Source organism: Laspinema palackyanum D2c (assembly GCF_025370875.1).
Taxonomy (GTDB): Bacteria; Cyanobacteriota; Cyanobacteriia; order Cyanobacteriales; family Laspinemataceae; genus Laspinema; species Laspinema palackyanum.
The window spans coordinates 25,404-43,123 of record NZ_JAMXFD010000012.1 but is presented as its reverse complement, the minus strand read 5'-3'; the positions used below and the strand labels follow the sequence as shown (position 1 = coordinate 43,123).

The window sequence follows — 17,720 nt, the reverse complement described above, 5'->3', positions numbered from 1 at the left end:
TTTAGCCCTCAAAGGTGCGTCAGAATCTCACTCATTCCTACCATCAGGAGATCTACATTCTGACGCACCCCCACCCCTATTTCAACCGCACCCCCCGAATTGATAAATCTAATAATTCCATCGGGTGCATCAGCGGGATATCTTTTCCCGCTAACTGCAAATGCTTTTGAATTTGCAATGCACAACCCGGATTAGGAGAGGCAATTAATTCGGCACCTGTATTAAGCAAATTCTGCACTTTTTGCTGACCCAACTCTTCCGATACCTCCGGCTGGAGCATATTATAAACCCCCGCACTGCCACAACATAAGGCAGCATCAATGGGTTCTTTCAGTTCAACCCCCGGAATTTGTTTAAGAATCTGGCGCGGTTGCTGACTAATTTTTTGACCATGTAACAAATGACAAGCATCCTGATACACAACGGTTAATTTCCCTTCGGTTAAAGGAGAAAGTTTAGCCGTTAATCCTACCATTGCCAAGAATTCTTGGATATCTTTCACCTGATTGGCAAAGGCTTGAGCTTTTTCTCGATAATTCGGGTCATCCTGGAGAATATGACCATATTCTTTGAGCGTATGACCACATCCTGCGGCATTAATTATGATAAAATCAACCTCAGTGCCTTCAAAGCTATCAATCATCTGACGGGCGATCGCCTGTGCCTGTTCTTCCTGTCCCTGGTGTGCCGGTAACGCCGCACAACAGCCTTGTCCTTTGGGAATCACCACCTCACAGCCATTGGCAGTTAAAACCCGCACCGTTGCCTCATTTACCGGATTAAAAAATAACCGCTGTACACATCCGAGTAACATCCCCACCCGATACCGTTTCTCTCCTTGTGCCGGAATCACATCGGGATAATTCCCCTTGAAAAACTCCCCGGTAATATTGGGTAAAATTGACTCCATCGCCGCCAATCGTGGGGAGAGTTTCTTTAATAATCCCGTCTGACGCACTAATTTGGGAATTCCTAACTTTTGGTACAGATAAAGGGGAACTAACAAAGGACGTAGACGATTGGGATAGGGGAATAAATTAAAAATCAGACTACGAATCACGCGATCGCCTAGGGACCGTTCATAATTGCGCTCAATTTGAGGACGAGTCGCCGCCAGCAATTTATCATATTGCACCCCCGAGGGACAAGTGCTGACACAAGCTAAACATCCCAAACAAGTATCGAAATGCTCTACTGTTCCCTCTGCCAGAGGTGCTTCCCCAGTGGCGATCGCATCCATCAAATAGATCCGTCCTCGCGGCGAATCCATTTCCTTCCCAATCACCCGATAACTCGGACAAGTAGACAAACAAAACCCACAATGAACACAAGTATCAATCAGTTTCGGATCCGGTGGATGTTTTGCATCAAATCCCGGCAACACTTCCGACTCGCTTAACTCATTCAAATGAGGATTTTGCCCCAAAAAGTTACTAGATTTAGCCGCAATAGTAGATTCAACAGGTTGCATATTCACCAACTCAATATATTTCCCAATGTTCGTAGTAACGACTTCAGTCGTTATCTTTCCCAATTTCGTAGTAACGACTTCAGTCGTTTCTTTTCTTAGTTCGTAGTAACGACTTCAGTCGTTATCTTTCTTAGTTCGTAGTAACGACTTCAGTCGTTTCTTTTCTTAGTTCGTAGTAACGACTTCAGTCGTTATCCCCTTCTTCATCAATCCCAAAATTTCATGACTTCTCCTAACTCATGTTTAACCCGGAAACGACTGAAGTCGTTACTACAAACACTCATGCTTCACCCGGAGACGACTGAAGTCGTCACTACAAACACTCATGCTTCACCCGGAGACGACTGAAGTCGTCACTACGAACGAGGGAATGACACCTTAATACCAATTAAATTCCCCCAATAAATCGATGAGGACTTAAAATATTATCTGAATCAAACTGCTGCTTAAGCTTTCGCATCACCTCAAGAGCATTTCCCTGATACCCCCAAACATCGACCTGATTTTTAACGGAAATCGGTGCAACCATCACACTCAAAAATCCCCCAGAAGATTGACAGAATTGCCGCATCGATAAAACCGACTCTTTCACCGTCCCCTCTGGAAACCGCAACCAACCCAACCCACTACTAAGATGAATTTGACCTAACCCACTACCCTCAGAAAGTGCCGCAAATTTCGATAAAGCTGCCACCGCTTCTGTAGGACGTACTCCTATTTTGCAGCCGATCGCCTCTTCTGTGCCATCCGGTTGCATTCGTTCTCTCAATCCTTGCCATAAATCCGCCTCGTCCTTCTGAGTATGACAAGTCCCCTTTAATCCTAACGTTTCCCCCACCGCCATCAACCGCGCCAATTGTTCTTGCACACTTTCTGCTACACTTTGAAAGCGCACTAGCAATCCGATCTCGTCCCCTCTGCCCAGTTGCTTCACCAATCCCGGTGACAACAAATCCGCTGCTGTCGGCGTGAGGGCCGAACCGAGTAACGTTTGACTCGCAGAGGCGATCGCACCCGTATCCCCAGACAACATCACCGTCCCCGATGCCTCCGCTTGAGGATAAACTCTAAACGTGACTTGACAAATCATCCCTAATGTGCCGTAAGACCCGGTGAATAATTTCATCAAGTCATATCCCGCCACATTCTTGACGACGCGACCCCCTGCCTTCGCCAACTCCCCATCCGATCGCACGAAGGAAACCCCCAACAGTTGATCGCGCACTCCCCCATACCGTTGTCGCCAACTGCCAGTATCCCCAGTGGCAACAATTCCTCCTAATGTAGCGCGATCGCCATAAGCTGGATCTAAAGCCAAAAACTGACCCGAATCAGCCAGAATAGATTGTAATGAGGCGAGAGTCATCCCCGCTTCTACCGTCACCGTTAAATCATTAACAGCGTGTTCAATCAGGCGATTCAGACGTGCGGTGCTCAAAATCACCTGCACTCCCGAGGGAACTCCACCCCAATCGATTTTACTCAAGGACCCAGCAGGGACGAAGGCACAGCGACTTGCAGCAATAGCGGCGATCGCCTCAACTAATTCTGCTTGAGTTGAAGGATAGGCAATGCAATGGGGAAGGGAAGACTCAGGAAAAGCGCGACACAAACGCTGTTGGGTGTCAGAATCGAGATTTTGCCACTCGATAACGCTGTCGGAACCAAGAATACTGGATAAAGTTTGGGCGATCGCTGACATGATAGAACGGTTGAACCCTAGGACATCTCTTACTATCTTTGCACTCTCCCATCTAAATTTTAAAAACTAAAATTTATGACTGTTTTTGCTAAACTCATCGGACAACCCCAAGCTATCGAACTCCTGAATCAGGCAGTCTATCGCGATCGCATTGCACCCGCCTACCTCTTTGCTGGTGCTCCCGGTGTGGGTCGAAGTTTGGCAGCGCGGTATTTCCTCGAACTCCTCCTCACCGCCAGAAACCCAGGCGCAACCCCGCCATCCACCCGCAAACTGGAAAATCACCCGGATTTACTCTGGATAGAACCCACCTATCTGGATAAAGGCAAAATGCTCACTGCCACAGAAGCGGCAGCAACTGGGTTTAAGCGCAAATCCCCCCCGCAAATTCGTCTTGAACAAATCCGTCAAATCGGGGAATTTTTGGGACGCCATCCTTTAGAGGCCCTCCGGAAGGTGGTGGTCCTAGAAGAGGCACAAACCATGAAAGAAAGTGCTGCCAATGGATTGCTAAAAACCCTCGAAGAACCGGGACGAGCGAGTATCATTTTAATTGCACCGGGAATTGATTCTCTGCTTCCCACCTTAGTCTCTCGATGTCAGCGAATTCCTTTTTATCGCCTCACTGATGCACAGATGGGGGAAGTGTTGGCAACCGTGGGATACCCGCAGATTTTGGAGAATCCCGCAGTATTGGCAATGGCGCAGGGGTCTCCCGGAACGGCGATCGCCTGTTGGGAAAAACTCCAGGAAATCCCGGCAGAACTTCTGGAAAAACCCCTGAAACCCTCCCTCTCCACCAAACAAGCATTAGAAATTGCCAAAGAAATCGATCGCAGTCTGGATACCGAGTCCCAACTCTGGCTGATTGAATATCTGCAACAAGCGTACTGGTTATCGTCCCAACAGCGAGGGACCTTCAATGCCAACCCCCTCCATCTCCTCGATCGCGCCAGACGCTATCTGCTGAGTTATGCCAGTCCCCGCCTCGTCTGGGAAGTCACCCTCATGGGGATGAAGGGATGAGGAACCGAGATTTTTGGGGGTTGGCACAAAATGCTTGTGCAAGAAGGCAACCTCTGCTAAGATGAACTTATGCGGACGTGGCGGAATTGGTAGACGCGCTAGATTTAGGTTCTAGTGTCTTTGATGTGGGAGTTCGAGTCTCCCCGTCCGCACTCTATTATGAACAAGAGTTGACAGATTAGAAAAAGTTGTAAACTCTTTTATTTTGGCCTAACCTAACGGGCTGAAGATCCACCCACCAGATTTCGCCTTGTGGATCATTGAAACTGCGGTGAGGCATTTAAACCGTCGCTTACAGTAACGTCCCAAATTAAGACCTCTTGTTGAAATTCGAGGTCATTACTTTGTTCTCGATAAGCATCTGCAAGCTCTCTACTCAACCGATTTTGTTTTTGTTGTAAGCAGTCATGCAAAATTAATTGCATATTCTTTTCCCAGATTATCGAGGACATTAGTCACATAATCAACTAAATTTTGCCAGCTTTTATAAGCTTCTATTTTAATCCATTCATATTTGAGAAATTTCCATAAAATTTCAATTAAATTTAGTTCAGGTGAATACGGAGGCAACCAAAATAGCTCCAGGTTCTTGGTCTTCCATTCTTCTAGTTTTCCTAGAACTGCGTTACTGGTGTGAATTGAGGCTTGGTCCATTACTACGACAGTTTTTTGGGTTAAGTTTTCACTAAATTTATCTAAAAACTTAATCAGTTTTTCGCTGTTTAGATTTCCAGAATATGTTTCATACTTTAATTCATTCCGTCGATTCATTACTCCCAATACATTCAACCTTTTACTGGAAGAACTTGGAAGAATAATCTTCTCTGCTTTATCTTGCCATCCGTAAGGTAGTGAAGGCGTCAAAGACATCCCTGATTCATCTAAAAAATTCAAGTCGATTTCTCCATTCTTATCTAACTCTTTTAATTCTTTTAATTTTTCCAGTTTGAACTCATATTCCCATTCAAAGGGACTTCCAGCCAATCCTCTCTTCATTCTTCTCCAGGTCATACCTAACTTTTTTAATATTCGTTTTATCGTGTCTTTGCTGACTTTAATTCCCCATGAGTCTTGAACTTGGTTTATGACCCTTTTTAAGTCTTTTGGTTCTGCTTTTACCCACTCCTTAACTTGCTGTTTTTGGGGAGGTGTTAACTTGGCTTTTCTTCCTCTTCCCGGTTGGTCATACAACCCGGTTAATTTGTTTTGCTCCCAGCGTTGAAACCAATATTGTAAAGTTCGACGACTTATTTTGAAAATTTCTAATAACTTTTCCATTTTAAAGCCTCTATAACTTAAAAGAATGCAATGAGCTCTTTGCCTAACTTTATGATGCTGGCTATTGTGATAAATTCTTTCTAGCATTTTTTCAGTTTCGGGATATAAATTTATAAATTTCATAGATTATTCTCCTTGTCTATGCATATTTATGTCTAAATTACTGATTTTACCTCAAAATTATAAAATATGCAATTTATTTTGCATGACCGCTTAAGAGAATATTATTAATAAATCGGCTACGGGTATGCTTGGGGGTCATTGTGTCTACAAATTTTAAAACTGCATCAACTCAAGATTTGAGCAATTGTAGGGTGGGCAATGCCCCGTCCGAACAGCTATGTGGGCAGTGCCCACCCTACTCCTTTAACTTTTTAACTCCCTCCCATTCTATCCTCTTCGTTTAAACTTGACCCGCAATCCATCCCGAGGAGAGGGGGTGGGTACGGTGATTAATTCTAAGTTTTGGTCGGGTAATAATTCCCAGTCATAACCGTGGACTAAATGGGTTCCAAAGACCCGCAATACTAACATTGCAAATGCCTTTCCTACACATTCTCGCGCCCCTCCGCCAAAAGGGATAAATCCAAAGGCTTTTTGCTTTTCTTCTGCCCGGTCTGCACGGAAGCGCTCCGGGTCAAATTCTTTGGGATTGGGATAAATTGAACTATCTTGATGGGTGGTATTAATCTGATACCAAACCATCCAACCTTCGGGAATTTGATAGTCATTAAATTCACAAGATTTGACCACCCTGCGAAATGCCCCACCTACGGGGGGGATTAATCGTAGCACTTCTTTAATAACCTGCTCTAAGTAAGCCATTTCTTTGAGCATCTCCATCGTGAGAGACCCTGTAAAGCCTACTTTTTGCTGCTCCTCTCGCAGTTTGGTGATGACTTGGGGATGTTGTGCCAGCAAGAGACAGAAGGAAGAAAGGGCGGAGGTTAGGGTTTCATGACCGGCAAAGAGGAGGAGCAATACTTGGTCTTTGAGTTCATCTAAGGTTAATCCATTTCCCTCTTCATCTTGGGCGGCTAAAAGTAAGCCGAGCGCATCAGTTCTTGGGCCGGTTTCTTGTTGACGGCGGCGGACAATTTCTTCAATTTTTTCTAGGAGCAAGGTTCGGCAGCGCAGGGCTTTTCCAAATTGGGTCCATGGGAGATTAATGGGAATAGAAAATAATCCCTCACACCAGGTTTTAAAAATTTGGCTGAGATAGGCAGTTTCGGATCCGGTTTCTGTGCCAATTAATACAGTGCTGGCAATGTCAAACATATAGGTTCTGAGTTCCGGATACCAGGTCATTTCTCCTGGGGTTTCCCATTGTTTGAGATAGCGATCGGTGATTTGTTCCATGCCGGGAAGATATCCGGCGATCGCCTTGGGAAGAAATGCCTGCGCCATTAAGCGCCTTCTACTGGTATGTTCATTGCCGCTTTGAGTGGCGAGGGATTGGGGACCGAGTAAGGTGCGGGTACTATAAGGCCAAGTGGAGGTAAAATAGCTATTGTCATGGGTGAATAAAAAGCGATTCGCTTCTGAACCGCTCATGATGACAGTTCGTTGTCCGAAAATGTGGGTTTTGTAAATTAACCCATATTGGTTTTGACGCTTGTCGTTGAAGTCGCGATCGCCGAAAAAGCTCAGGGTTTCCCCAATCACGGGTAATCCGAATTTTCCAGGAGGGAGGGGAAGCGATCGCCGGGTCTCGTTGGAAGTCATGGGTTTGGCTGTCTCTAAATTACTCCGCCTCTATTTTGACACTGGAGAGCCCGAAAGTGAAACCCGACTCAATCTTGTTAGGCGAATTGATGACCTTTCCCGCCTCCTTTAGAGTTAGGGATTAGCCGTAGAAGCAGGCGGGGTAATATTAATAAAAGGCAATGCTCCATTACCACCCATCACCATTGGAAACTGTCCATTCCACTTTTCAATGGCTTCTTTTTGGAGAATTGATGGAGTTAGGTTTTCTCGTAACAAGCGTTGGGCTTCAGCTTGACCTTTGGCCCGATTAATATCAGCAATTGCTTCTTGTTCGGCTTTTTGGGCAATAAACGAAGCTCGTCGGGCTTCTTGTTCAGCGATTTGTTTGGCTTCAATGGCTTTGGCAAATTCGGGAGAAAATTCAATATTCACTAACGAAATATCATCAACCAAAACGCCATAACTAGCCAGCCTTTGCCGAATATCGCTATCACTTTCTTCTTTTAACTCCCGGCGTCGGGTGATGATTTCTTCAGCATTGTTTTTAGCCGTAGCTGCTTTAACGACTTCAGAAACGGCGGGAGAAATAATCAGATTTACAATTTGAGTTTCATCGCCAATGGTCTGATAAACCGTATTCACTTGAGTGGCATCCACGCGCCAATTGAGGGCAACGTTGATGGTTACATACTGTAAATCTTTAGAAGCAGCATCGGCTTTAAGTTCGTCTTTTTGGACTCGAACGCTGAGGGTTTCCACGCGAGTGACTAAGGGAATAATTCCGTGAATCCCTTCATCCAGGATGCCTTCCTGGACTTTTCCAAATTTCATGACAACGCCGCGTTCCCCAGCGTTGATAATCACAAAGGGCTTTAAATTGACGGCTAAGATTAAAAAAAATATTGCCCCAATGACTGACCCGGTAATCCAAAAAAGGGTCTTGGCGTCGTAAGAATAACTGGTTTTAGCTTTCATGGGAATTAACCTTGATGAGGGTGAAGCTATCGGTTTCTATTCAAGACTCGATTCCGAACGGTTAGGAAATTTGACTTAAGGTATTAACCAGTTGCGTCCGGATGGGTCTACTCTGGAGATTAAAGCGAGGAAGAATGGGCCATCGGACAGGGTTCTCCCGAACTTTGCTCCAGATTCATTCACTCTTTAAATCCTAAACGGCAATTTAAGAAATGGGTTCTAAATGTTATAAAATGTTATGAAACTTGACCTATGCCGGGACTGTGGCAGTGGGCAAGGGTTGCGGGGTCAGGGGAACCCGAGGGAGTCATGGAGGCGATCGCCGCGTTTTTCCCACAGGTCCTACGGCGTGCGATCGCGATCGCACTCCGGCCAGATTTGGGTCACGGCTAGATTTGATGACGATCGCAGCTAGAAGGTTCAGGCGATCGCTGTGCCGTTGGAGTTTCTAGGAGATAATAACAATATTCAAGAAGCGATCGCTGTTAATAATCAGCGATGGGAGGGTTCTGCCATGACAGCTCATTTCCAATTTATTGATTCCCCCAATCATTCTCACGGAAATCGGGACGCAGAACAATTGATTTTTCATCAAAATTTGCAAAAATTTAGTAATCGCGTCAGTATCCTCAGTAGTTTGGCAACGGGTGGAAAAATTTCTTTAGAAGATGCTTTTGCCAAGATGAATACCCTATGGGAGGATTTGAGTGAGACGGTCCCCTAGGGAAATTAGGGTAATTTTTCAGGCTCATCGGGACGGGTAAATGGGTCAAGGGGTGCGACTCAATGGCGATTCGCCCGGGTGACCCAGGAAAAGGTTAGAAACCGGGTTTTTTTGCAAAAATTCTGCGAAATTTGCAGCGAATTTGAGCCAAAAATCCGGTTTCTGGTCCTTGATCTCTCCTTTGCTACCGATGCTCTAGGAAGGAAAAGACCACTGATGCTCACACAGGAACCGAAGGCGATCGCAAGTATGAAGATTCGTTAAACCTACTCCATCGAGGGAGGTAACCAGGTACAGTTTCAACAGAAGTGATCAACCGGAAAACAGCTCACAGCATCGGCAGCCGGTGCAGACGAGGGGAAACCGAGTTTCTTGGCCTGATGTGGGCCAAAACTCAATCGTTTCTGTACAAAACTCGAAATCGCTGTGAACTTCCTACCTTTTCTGTGAAAACGGACAAAGGAGAAGGGATCCGTCGAATGGTGTGCTTCTATACTTGCCGCTGGATCGAAAAAAGCTAGATAATAAAGAAATCTTCCCGAGTCAGGGGCGGAAAACAGGTGCTGCTACTATGGAAACTTGCGATCGCTATGCATGAACTAACCCTAAAGTGGATTGAAGCCGGTGAGTTCAGAACTCAAACCTTATGGGATAAGCAACCGAGCAAAAATCCCGGGACCGTCCGGATCGGTCGCGATCCCACCCGCTGCGATATCGTTTTGCTTCATCCGACGGTATCTGGGTTGCACGTTGAAATCTTTTATGACTCCCAGAAAAGTCATTTTTATCTGAGAAATCTGCGACCCAGCAATCCTTCTAAAGTGGATGGGCAAATTTTGACCCAGGGTGAGACGATGTTAACCCCAGGAAGCATCATTTGTTTGGGACAAGTCAAACTCAAAGTCATTGCGATTGACCCTCGCTTGGACCGGACTTTCGCCGTTTCTACCCCAGAGGATGATGATAGCGAACCCTCCTTCAGTCAACCCCTACGCCGTCGCTTGGACCGCAAACCGCTTCCAACCTATGGTTTAAAATGTCCGAATTGTCAGAAGATTTCTCATTATAAACTGCTCGATTTTGGTTGTCCCTGGTGTGGCACATCTTTGGACTCGGCCAATAGCGTTTTGATGTCAACTCATGCGGATTGACGGGAGAGAGATGGGTTCATCGCGTTGGGTCGCTAATGCTACCATAACTCGGAAACTTTCCCGGTGAAAAGTCTGTGAAAAAATCTGAATCTCCCCTCAATAGCATTTGGCTGTTTCTGATGGTAGGGTCTACCGTCGTAGCAGCAATGCGTGGGACTCTGCCGGAACTGACAGAAGCGGCATTTGAGTCGGCAGCGAATGCGGTTACCTTGGCGATCGGGTTAATTGGGGCGTTAGCCTTGTGGTTGGGAATTTTGCGGGTGGTGGAAGTGGCGGGACTCATGGAGGCGATCGCCCGAGGGATTCGTCCCTTGATGATCCGACTGTTTCCCGATATTCCCCCGGATCATCCGGCGATGTCTGCCATTATCTTAAATATCTCCGCCAATGCCTTGGGGTTAGGCAATGCCGCCACTCCCATTGGACTCAAGGCGATGAAGGAACTGAATCGGCTGAATCCGGACCCAGGCACTGCCACCAATGCCATGTGCTTATTTTTAGCCATTAACACCTCCTCAGTCACCATTTTACCCATTGGGGCGATCGCCGTGCGGGCCTCTGCTGGGGCCAGCAATCCAGGTGCTATCATTATTCCCTCGATTGTTGCCACGTTTGCTTCCACCACTGTAGCTATTGTAGCCGCTAAATTCCTCGCCCATCGTAACCAAGACTTTGCCCCAAATTCCCCGATAAATGCCCCAGAATCGGACGCGGATACCCCTTTAGAACCCGCAGAATATGCCCAACCGATTGAACCCTTAGAACCCCCGGGACTGGTGGGACGCTTATTCTTTGGCGGGTTAATTGTGCTATTTTTTGGTGCAATTCTCTATCGCTTAACCATCACCGGAACTGCCGGATTGGCAACCACCCAAATCATTGAGGCAATTTCTAATGGGTTGTTACCTTTGGTGATTTGTAGCTTCCTACTGATTGGCTACTTTCGGGGAGTGAAAGTCTATGAAGTGTTAACCGAAGGTGCGAAAGAAGGGTTTGATATTGCTGTGAGAATTATCCCATTTCTGGTGGCAATTTTTGTGGCGATCGGGATGTTTCGCACCAGTGGCGCATTGGATGTGATGACGGCAGTTTTATCCCCCGTCACCAACTTGATTGCCATGCCACCGGAAGCCTTACCGATGGCACTGATTCGTCCTTTATCTGGCAGTGGCGCATTTGGGGTAATGTCAGAAATTGTGGAGAATGACCCCGATGGATTTTTGTCTTACTTAGTTTCTACCATGCAAGGTTCCACAGAAACCACCTTTTATGTGATGGCGGTTTATTTTGGTAGTATAGGAGTGAGCCGAACCCGCCACACCTTACCGGCTGCGCTGTTAGCCGATGTGACGGGAATGCTCGCCTCTTTGCTGATTTGTCATCTCACGTTCTGAGACTTCTGCCTTGAGATCCGGGCGATCGCCCCGGAATCTCGGGTTCAGGCGTGATTATACTAAATCTCCCTTAATTATCAGCAAATTCCTCTTAATGTTCCATTTGAAACCAGGCGGTTAAGGCTACAGCTAAGGCATCGGCTGCATCATCAGGTTTGGGAATGGTTTCTAAATTCAACTCTCTAGCTACCGCTTGTTGCACATCATATTTATCCGCATTGCCATAGCCGGTAATGCCTTGTTTAATTTGTGCAGGAGTATATTCAACTAAGGGTAATTGATGTTGCGCTACCACCAGTAAAATTATCCCTCGCGCTTGGGCCACTAAAATGGTATTTCCCATGCGATAAAAGAACAATTTTTCCGCTGCCACTAAGTCAGGTTTAAATTGCTCAATTAGGGCGTGCATATCTTCATAAATCGTACATAACCGCTGACCGAGGTCCGTCTTGGCGGGAGTTTGAATAATGCCAAAATCCAGCAGAGAAACGGTTTCGCTGCGACTTCTGCCGGTGCCTCCGGTTTGAGCGGCGATCGCCCCAAATCCTAATGTAGCTAAACCGGGATCTAATCCTAAAATTCGCTTTTCCATAACGGTTGGATGTAGAGGCGCTTGAGGGCTTTTCTGATGAACTTCACCCTAGCGCCACTACACCGATTTAACCTTCGGTTGGCATTTCTACACCAAAGACACTACTAAAGACTTTTTGAACCTTATAACCACTATCAATGGATTCTAAGGGGTCTTTGCGTAAGCGGTGACGTAGACAGAGGGTAATCACCCGGCTAATATCATCGAGGGTAACTTCTGTGCGACCTTCTAAAGCAGCGATCGCCTTGGCAGCGCGGTTGGTGACAATATCTCCGCGCAACCCATCCACATCCAACTCAGAACAAACTTGGGAAATTTGAACACGCATTTCATAATCCAAATTCACCGAAGGTAACAGGTTTTGAGCGTCAATCAGCTTTTGCTGTAACGCTTGTTGTTCCGTTTCGTGTTGTTGCAAATAGGTTTGAGGATTTTGGTCAAATCCTGAGCGTTCTTCAACGATTTTCACCCGTAAAGCGGGTTCTTTCACCGTGCGGATTTCGGCGTGCATCCCGAAGCGATCGAGCAATTGGGGACGGAGTTCTCCTTCTTCCGGGTTACCGGAGCCCACCAACACAAATCGCGCCGGGTGACGAATGGAAATCCCTTCCCGTTCAACGGTATTCCATCCCGAAGCAGCGGAATCTAATAAGACATCCACGAGGTGATCATCGAGGAGGTTGACTTCATCCACATAGAGGATACCGCGATTGGCTTTGGCTAACAAACCCGGTTCAAAGGCTTTTACCCCTTCTGAGAGGGCTTTTTCAATATCAATGGTTCCACAAACCCGGTCCTCTGTGGCACCGAGAGGGAGGTCAATCATTTGCACCTTGCGCTGCATCAAGGGTAACGTTTCCCCCCGAGAGGCGCGATCGCGGACCACATCACTCATCAGTTCAGGATCCGAGGGATGACTGTTGAAGGGGTCATCTGCCACCACTTCAATTTCTGGCAGCAGATCAGCTAAGGCACGGATGGTAGTAGACTTGCCAGTGCCGCGATCGCCCATAATCATCACCCCGCCAATCTTGGGGTCAATGACATTCAGCAGCAATGCCAGTTTCATTTCTTCCTGCCCCACAATAGCAGTAAAGGGAAACACAGCACGCCGCGCGATCGCGGGTTGAGTTGGAATAGCTTGGGCAATCGGACTCACGACTTTACCTATATTTCTATCTGTTTATGGCGTTTCTCATTGTGCCATTGTTTAACCCCCCTTGTCTGTCCTTTTGCGATCGGTCTTGGGGGTCCTAGGTCATCACCCCCAGTCGTGATCCGGTGTTCAACGTCCCGACTTCAGTCGTTCTTAACTGTTCAACGTCCCGACTTCAGTCGTTTCCCCCGTTTGTAGTAACGACTTCAGTCGTTCTCTTCGTTTGTAGTAACAACTTCAGTCGTTCTCTTCGTTTGTAGTAACGACTTCAGTCGTTCTCTTCGTTTGTAGTAACGACTTCAGTCGTTCTCTTCGTTTGTAGTAACGACTTCAGTCGTTTCCGGGTTCGTAGGGGACTGCGACCACCAATTGGTTTGTAGGGGATTACGAACTTAAGAAAGAAACGACTGAAGTCGGGACGTTGAACTTAAGAAAGAAACGACTGAAGTCGGGACGTTGAACTTAAGAAAGAAACGACTGAAGTCGTTACGTTGAACGGGGGAAAAAGAAACGACTGAAGTCGGGACGTTGAACGGGGGACTGGGTGGGATTACCAGGTGGGGTTGGATTTTAATAGGGCTTCAATTTGTTCTGCCGGTAAGGGTTTCGCGAAAAAGTACCCTTGACCACATTCACAGCCGAGCGATCGCAATTGGGCTAATTGTTCTGCTGTTTCCACCCCTTCAGCAATCACGTCCATTTTTAAATTATGGGCGAGGGCAATAATCGTTTTAACAATGGCTGAATTTTGGTCCCCTTCCACCATCCGCATCACAAAGGACCGATCGACTTTCAAGGTATCCGTGGGAAAACGGTGCAAATAACTCAAGGAGGAATACCCGGTGCCAAAATCATCAATGCCTAACTTTAAATTTAAAGCTTTCATTTGAGACAGCATCTCGATCGCCAACTCTACCTCATCCATCACCACACTTTCGGTTATTTCTAACTTCAAACAAGTTGGATCAAGATGGGTTTGGTCTAAGGTTCGTTTGATGACTTCAATTAAATTGGGTTGAGCAAACTGTTTTCCCGAGAGATTTACACTCACCATTAAGGGGGGAGACTGGGGAAATTCTTGTTGCCATTTGCAAATTTGCCAACAGGCAATCACGAGGACTAATTCACCTAATGGCACGATTGAACCCGTTTCCTCGGCAACGGGGATAAATTCACCGGGAAAGACTAAACCCCGTTCCGGATGTTGCCAACGCACGAGGGCTTCAAATCCAGTAATTTTACCGGATTTTAAATCAACCAAGGGTTGATAATAGACCAAAAACTCAGATTCAATCTTGCCATTGACTGGGGTCGCCCCGGCATTAATGGCGCGCCGGAGGTCGGTTTCTAGCTGAAATCGGGCCACGGCGTTGTTTTGCATGGCGCTTTCAAAGACTTGAGGGCGAGCTTTGCTCAACGCTTTGGCGCGATACATGGCGGTGTGAGCATCTCGTAATAAATTGCGGGAGTCATCGGCCCGACCTAGGGCCATCCCAATGCTGGCGGTGGTATAGATGGGTTGACCTTTCAGGGTAAAGGGTCGGGCAATTTGGTGGTAGAGGGATTCGCCAAGATGGATGGCATCTTCGGAATGATAGAGATTGTCGAGGAGAATGGCAAATTCATCCCCTCCGACTCGGGCGAGGGTGACTGCCTCAATGCCATCGGTCCTGGGTTGGCGCATCAGGGTCTGGATTCGTTCGGCGATCGCAATTAGCAGCAGATCCCCCATCTCATGGCCGAGTCCATCATTGATAATTTTAAATCGGTCTAAATCCAGGAATAATACTGCTAATAACCGGGGTACGGGGGTAAATTTAGAGTCTAAAGAGACAACAGGAACTTTTGTGTTTGGAACGGTTTGGGTGGACTTTCCTAATGTTAGGAAAAAGGGCAGAGTCTTCGGTTGCGATCGCCGATAGGCGCGGTCCAGTTCATTCATGAATGAGGCGCGATTCGGCAGTCCGGTCAAGTCATCATGAAAGGCGGTATAGAGTAATTTTGAGGCAACAACTCCCAGAAGGGCGATCGTAAAGGCCACCGTCGGAGCAGCCATCGGAATCCATGCACCCCAGTGAAACAGCCCAAATCCCATGACGATAATTCCCCCAACCCCGAGGATAATCCTAAATCCCAGTTTAAGGGGATGTTGAATCTGCCAAGGGACCAGTCCTCCGATGACACCACAACTGATAATCCATACAATTTCCATCCAGTTGGGTAAAAACCAAAAAATTGGCTTACCATCCAGGGCGCTACTCAGGAGTTGACTCACCATTTGGGCGTGTAATCTCACCCCGGGCATTTTAAAGGTTTCTGTTTCCGTTTTGATGCCATAGGGGGTAAAAAATAAATCTTTTTCGCTGGATGCGGTGGTACCAATTAAAACAATTTTATCTTTGATCCAACTGGGATCAACTTCACGATTTAAGACTTGGTTGAGGGTCACTTCTTGAGAAATCGAACCGGGAGATCGATAGTTGAGGAGAATTTGATACCCCTCAGCATCAATGGTTTGATACCCTCCAGAATGAGACTCTAACTGCGTGATGTGGGCCTTTCCTAAGACAATTCCCTGGGGATGGGTGGGACTATTGTCGATCGCAATGTCGCGATCGCTCAGATATTTGAGAGTGACCCGCAAGGCAAAGGAGTAAAAAGTATTTCCCTCTTGGTCCTGGGCAAAAAGTAAATTTCGACGGGCAATGCCATCGGGATCATTGACAATATCATTAAATCCTACTGCCTCTGAGGGGAGATGAGGTGGGGCGGGAACTCCGGGTTCCTGAGCATCAGAAAGTTTAGTAATGCCAATTACGTTATCCAGGGATTGGAGTTGCAAACGCAGGTCTTGATGACCCGGGGACTGGGGGACATCCCGATACAAATCCAACCCAATCACTGCCGGTTCCAATTTGGCGATTTCATCCAAAACTCGGGCGACAATGCGATCGGAAAGCGGCCATTTTTGTTGAGTTTGGATATCGGTTTCGGTAATTTTTACCAGTAATAATCGGTCATCGAGTCCCGGATTATACCAGCGATTTCGCATCATCCAATCGTATGTGACCAGTTCTAAGGGTTGAAACCCGCCGGTTTCTCGAATGGTGAGAACGAGTCCGATCGCAACGGCAATGGCAAGGGTCACGGAACTGACAGGGGTATGCACCCGATTGAGCTTGATTTTGGCAATCTGTTCATAAACCCCAGATACCAACGAGTTGACTTGGCGAGAAAATTTATCAAGCACCGTTATTGGTTAAAAAAGTGGTTAAAAGGAGGATGGAGGAGCAAGGGAAAAGGAGCGATCGGCTCAATCCGGTTTGGCCGCATTCTGAGTCAGTTGTAGAGTCTATTCCGGTCTAAATTCCGCTCCTCTTGATCCTGCCTTTCCTGCCCTAGATTGTCAACGGCCCACCTTAACTTAAGATCCACCCACCCCCGGGATTAAAATGGCTCAAGGTTCAATCCGCACGGCAATCTCAACCGGGCAACTCCCACTCCGCCTTACTATAGTATCGATATGGAGATTCCCCCGAAGCGGGGTAAAATTCCCTCATCTAGTTCCAGGGGACTTTATTAAAGTATGGCAAATCAACTTCCGATTCCAGTTGTCGTCAATGGCGCTGGGGGCAAAATGGGCCGTGAAGTCGTTCAAGCGGTTTCTGAGGCTCCAGATATGATTTTAGTAGGGGCAGTCGATCGCAATCCTGAATATCTGGGTCAAGATATTGGGGAAGTCATCGGATGCGGACCTTTAGAAATTCCGGTTTTAAATGACCTGGAAGGCACCCTGGGGATGGCATTGCAGGAAAAGCAATCAGCGGTGATGGTAGATTTTACCCATCCCAACTCGGTTTATGAAAATACCCGGGCGGCGATCGCCTACGGGATCCGCCCTGTGATTGGCACCACCGGCATGAGTCCGCAACAGATTCAAGAACTCGCTGCTTTTGCGGAAAAATCGAGCATAGGTTGTGCCATTATTCCCAACTTTTCCATTGGCATGGTCTTGTTACAACAAGCGGCGATCGCCGCCTCGCAACATTTTGATCATGTGGAAATCATCGAACTCCACCACAACCAAAAGGCAGATGCCCCCAGCGGGACCGCCATTCAAACCGCTCAAATGTTAGCAGAAATGGGTAAAACCTTTAATCCTCCCCAGGTTAAAGAAACGGAAAAAATTGCCGGGGCCCGAGGGAGTGATGCGGGAGAAGGGATTCGCATTCATAGTATCCGCCTCCCGGGTTTAATCGCTCACCAAGAGGTGATTTTTGGTGCCCCGGGTCAAGTTTATACTCTCCGTCACGACACCAGCGATCGGGCCTGTTATATGCCCGGAGTCTTGCTCTCTATTCGCAAAATTCTCCAACTCAAAACCCTCGTTTATGGCCTAGAAAAACTCTTGTAAGTGCTTTTTCTATCAGTTTTCCTCTTGGGGGCTTTTCCTCGTGAGGGGGCAGCAGCCCCTCACGAGGATTACCTCTAAAACTGCCCTGAATTTCCCTAACTTTCTCGAACAGTTTCTTGCCTTTATCTTT

15 protein-coding genes and 1 tRNA gene are annotated in these 17,720 nt (G+C 47.0%); 7 read left to right on the top strand and 9 right to left on the bottom strand.

The window, feature by feature from the left end:
* Positions 1 to 76: 76 nt before the first annotated feature.
* Together NG795_RS15320 and NG795_RS15315 are read right to left on the bottom strand one after the other, a co-directional pair.
* Complete coding sequence (locus NG795_RS15320; RefSeq protein ID WP_367289524.1) at positions 77 to 1,471, bottom strand: (Fe-S)-binding protein; 1,395 nt, start codon at positions 1,469 to 1,471, stop codon at positions 77 to 79.
* Positions 1,472 to 1,859: 388 nt separating this feature from the next.
* The gene (locus NG795_RS15315; RefSeq protein WP_367289523.1) at positions 1,860 to 3,173 is read right to left on the bottom strand and encodes an FAD-binding oxidoreductase; all 1,314 of its coding nucleotides are present in this window, start codon (positions 3,171 to 3,173) and stop codon (positions 1,860 to 1,862) included.
* Positions 3,174 to 3,248: 75 nt separating this feature from the next.
* Here NG795_RS15315 and NG795_RS15310 point away from each other — a divergent pair, with 75 nt between their 5' ends.
* On the top strand, positions 3,249 to 4,199 hold the full coding sequence (locus tag NG795_RS15310) for a DNA polymerase III subunit delta' (protein WP_367289522.1): 951 nt from the start codon (positions 3,249 to 3,251) through the stop codon (positions 4,197 to 4,199).
* Positions 4,200 to 4,270: 71 nt separating this feature from the next.
* Positions 4,271 to 4,351: transfer RNA gene (locus NG795_RS15305), tRNA-Leu, on the top strand.
* A 105-nt stretch (positions 4,352 to 4,456) separates the two neighbouring features.
* Here the strand turns inward: NG795_RS15305 and NG795_RS28505 are convergent.
* The 4 genes from NG795_RS28505 to NG795_RS15290 form a co-directional block, all read right to left on the bottom strand.
* Complete coding sequence (locus tag NG795_RS28505) at positions 4,457 to 4,624, bottom strand: DUF8778 family protein (RefSeq protein ID WP_495855882.1); 168 nt, start codon at positions 4,622 to 4,624, stop codon at positions 4,457 to 4,459.
* A complete protein-coding gene (locus NG795_RS15300) occupies positions 4,605 to 5,600 on the bottom strand; it encodes an IS630 family transposase (RefSeq protein WP_367289521.1) in 996 nt (331 codons plus the stop codon). Before NG795_RS15300 ends, NG795_RS28505 begins: the two co-directional genes overlap by 20 nt.
* Positions 5,601 to 5,867: 267 nt before the next feature.
* Positions 5,868 to 7,202 carry a cytochrome P450 gene (locus tag NG795_RS15295; RefSeq protein WP_367289520.1) on the bottom strand — a complete coding sequence of 445 codons (1,335 nt, stop codon included), beginning with the start codon at positions 7,200 to 7,202 and terminating at the stop codon, positions 5,868 to 5,870.
* 114 nt (positions 7,203 to 7,316) lie between these two features.
* Positions 7,317 to 8,159, bottom strand: coding sequence for a prohibitin family protein (locus NG795_RS15290; RefSeq protein ID WP_367289519.1), 843 nt, complete (start codon positions 8,157 to 8,159; stop codon positions 7,317 to 7,319).
* Between the two features lie 252 nt (positions 8,160 to 8,411).
* Here NG795_RS15290 and NG795_RS15285 point away from each other — a divergent pair, with 252 nt between their 5' ends.
* From NG795_RS15285 to NG795_RS15270, 4 genes are all read left to right on the top strand, one after another.
* Positions 8,412 to 8,552, top strand: a complete 141-nt coding sequence (locus tag NG795_RS15285) for a hypothetical protein (protein ID WP_367289518.1) — start codon at positions 8,412 to 8,414, stop codon at positions 8,550 to 8,552.
* Positions 8,553 to 8,592: 40 nt separating this feature from the next.
* Positions 8,593 to 8,883: a DUF7219 family protein gene (locus NG795_RS15280; RefSeq protein ID WP_367289517.1), complete on the top strand. Its 291-nt coding sequence runs from the start codon at positions 8,593 to 8,595 to the stop codon at positions 8,881 to 8,883.
* Positions 8,884 to 9,443: 560 nt separating this feature from the next.
* Positions 9,444 to 10,034: an FHA domain-containing protein gene (locus NG795_RS15275; protein ID WP_367289516.1), complete on the top strand. Its 591-nt coding sequence runs from the start codon at positions 9,444 to 9,446 to the stop codon at positions 10,032 to 10,034.
* A 74-nt stretch (positions 10,035 to 10,108) separates the two neighbouring features.
* On the top strand, positions 10,109 to 11,428 hold the full coding sequence (locus tag NG795_RS15270) for a nucleoside recognition domain-containing protein (RefSeq protein ID WP_367289515.1): 1,320 nt from the start codon (positions 10,109 to 10,111) through the stop codon (positions 11,426 to 11,428).
* Between the two features lie 91 nt (positions 11,429 to 11,519).
* On the opposite strand, the gene ruvC is transcribed toward NG795_RS15270, so the two are convergent.
* The 3 genes from ruvC to NG795_RS15255 all read right to left on the bottom strand — a co-directional run bounded on the left by ruvC (position 11,520) and on the right by NG795_RS15255 (position 16,426).
* Complete coding sequence (ruvC, locus tag NG795_RS15265) at positions 11,520 to 12,020, bottom strand: crossover junction endodeoxyribonuclease RuvC (RefSeq protein WP_367289514.1); 501 nt, start codon at positions 12,018 to 12,020, stop codon at positions 11,520 to 11,522.
* Between the two features lie 67 nt (positions 12,021 to 12,087).
* Entirely contained in the window at positions 12,088 to 13,179 is a 1,092-nt protein-coding gene (gene bchI, locus NG795_RS15260; protein WP_367289513.1) for a magnesium chelatase ATPase subunit I, read from the bottom strand.
* Positions 13,180 to 13,726: 547 nt separating this feature from the next.
* The gene (locus NG795_RS15255) at positions 13,727 to 16,426 is read right to left on the bottom strand and encodes an EAL domain-containing protein (protein ID WP_367289512.1); all 2,700 of its coding nucleotides are present in this window, start codon (positions 16,424 to 16,426) and stop codon (positions 13,727 to 13,729) included.
* Positions 16,427 to 16,762: 336 nt separating this feature from the next.
* Here NG795_RS15255 and dapB point away from each other — a divergent pair, with 336 nt between their 5' ends.
* Positions 16,763 to 17,590, top strand: coding sequence for a 4-hydroxy-tetrahydrodipicolinate reductase (gene dapB / locus NG795_RS15250; protein WP_367289511.1), 828 nt, complete (start codon positions 16,763 to 16,765; stop codon positions 17,588 to 17,590).
* The last annotated feature ends 130 nt before the right edge of the window (positions 17,591 to 17,720 follow it).

What these genes read in the sequence shown, in the direction of transcription:
- NG795_RS15320 (WP_367289524.1), bottom strand. Translation starts at nt 1,471, where the DNA reads ATGCAACCTGTTGAATCTACTATTGCGGCTAAATCTAGTAACTTTTTG.
- NG795_RS15315 (WP_367289523.1), bottom strand. Translation starts at nt 3,173, where the DNA reads ATGTCAGCGATCGCCCAAACTTTATCCAGTATTCTTGGTTCCGACAGC.
- NG795_RS15310 (WP_367289522.1), top strand. Translation starts at nt 3,249, where the DNA reads ATGACTGTTTTTGCTAAACTCATCGGACAACCCCAAGCTATCGAACTC.
- NG795_RS28505 (WP_495855882.1), bottom strand. Translation starts at nt 4,624, where the DNA reads ATGCAATTAATTTTGCATGACTGCTTACAACAAAAACAAAATCGGTTG.
- NG795_RS15300 (WP_367289521.1), bottom strand. Translation starts at nt 5,600, where the DNA reads ATGAAATTTATAAATTTATATCCCGAAACTGAAAAAATGCTAGAAAGA.
- NG795_RS15295 (WP_367289520.1), bottom strand. Translation starts at nt 7,202, where the DNA reads ATGACTTCCAACGAGACCCGGCGATCGCTTCCCCTCCCTCCTGGAAAA.
- NG795_RS15290 (WP_367289519.1), bottom strand. Translation starts at nt 8,159, where the DNA reads ATGAAAGCTAAAACCAGTTATTCTTACGACGCCAAGACCCTTTTTTGG.
- NG795_RS15285 (WP_367289518.1), top strand. Translation starts at nt 8,412, where the DNA reads ATGCCGGGACTGTGGCAGTGGGCAAGGGTTGCGGGGTCAGGGGAACCC.
- ruvC (WP_367289514.1), bottom strand. Translation starts at nt 12,020, where the DNA reads ATGGAAAAGCGAATTTTAGGATTAGATCCCGGTTTAGCTACATTAGGA.
- dapB (WP_367289511.1), top strand. Translation starts at nt 16,763, where the DNA reads ATGGCAAATCAACTTCCGATTCCAGTTGTCGTCAATGGCGCTGGGGGC.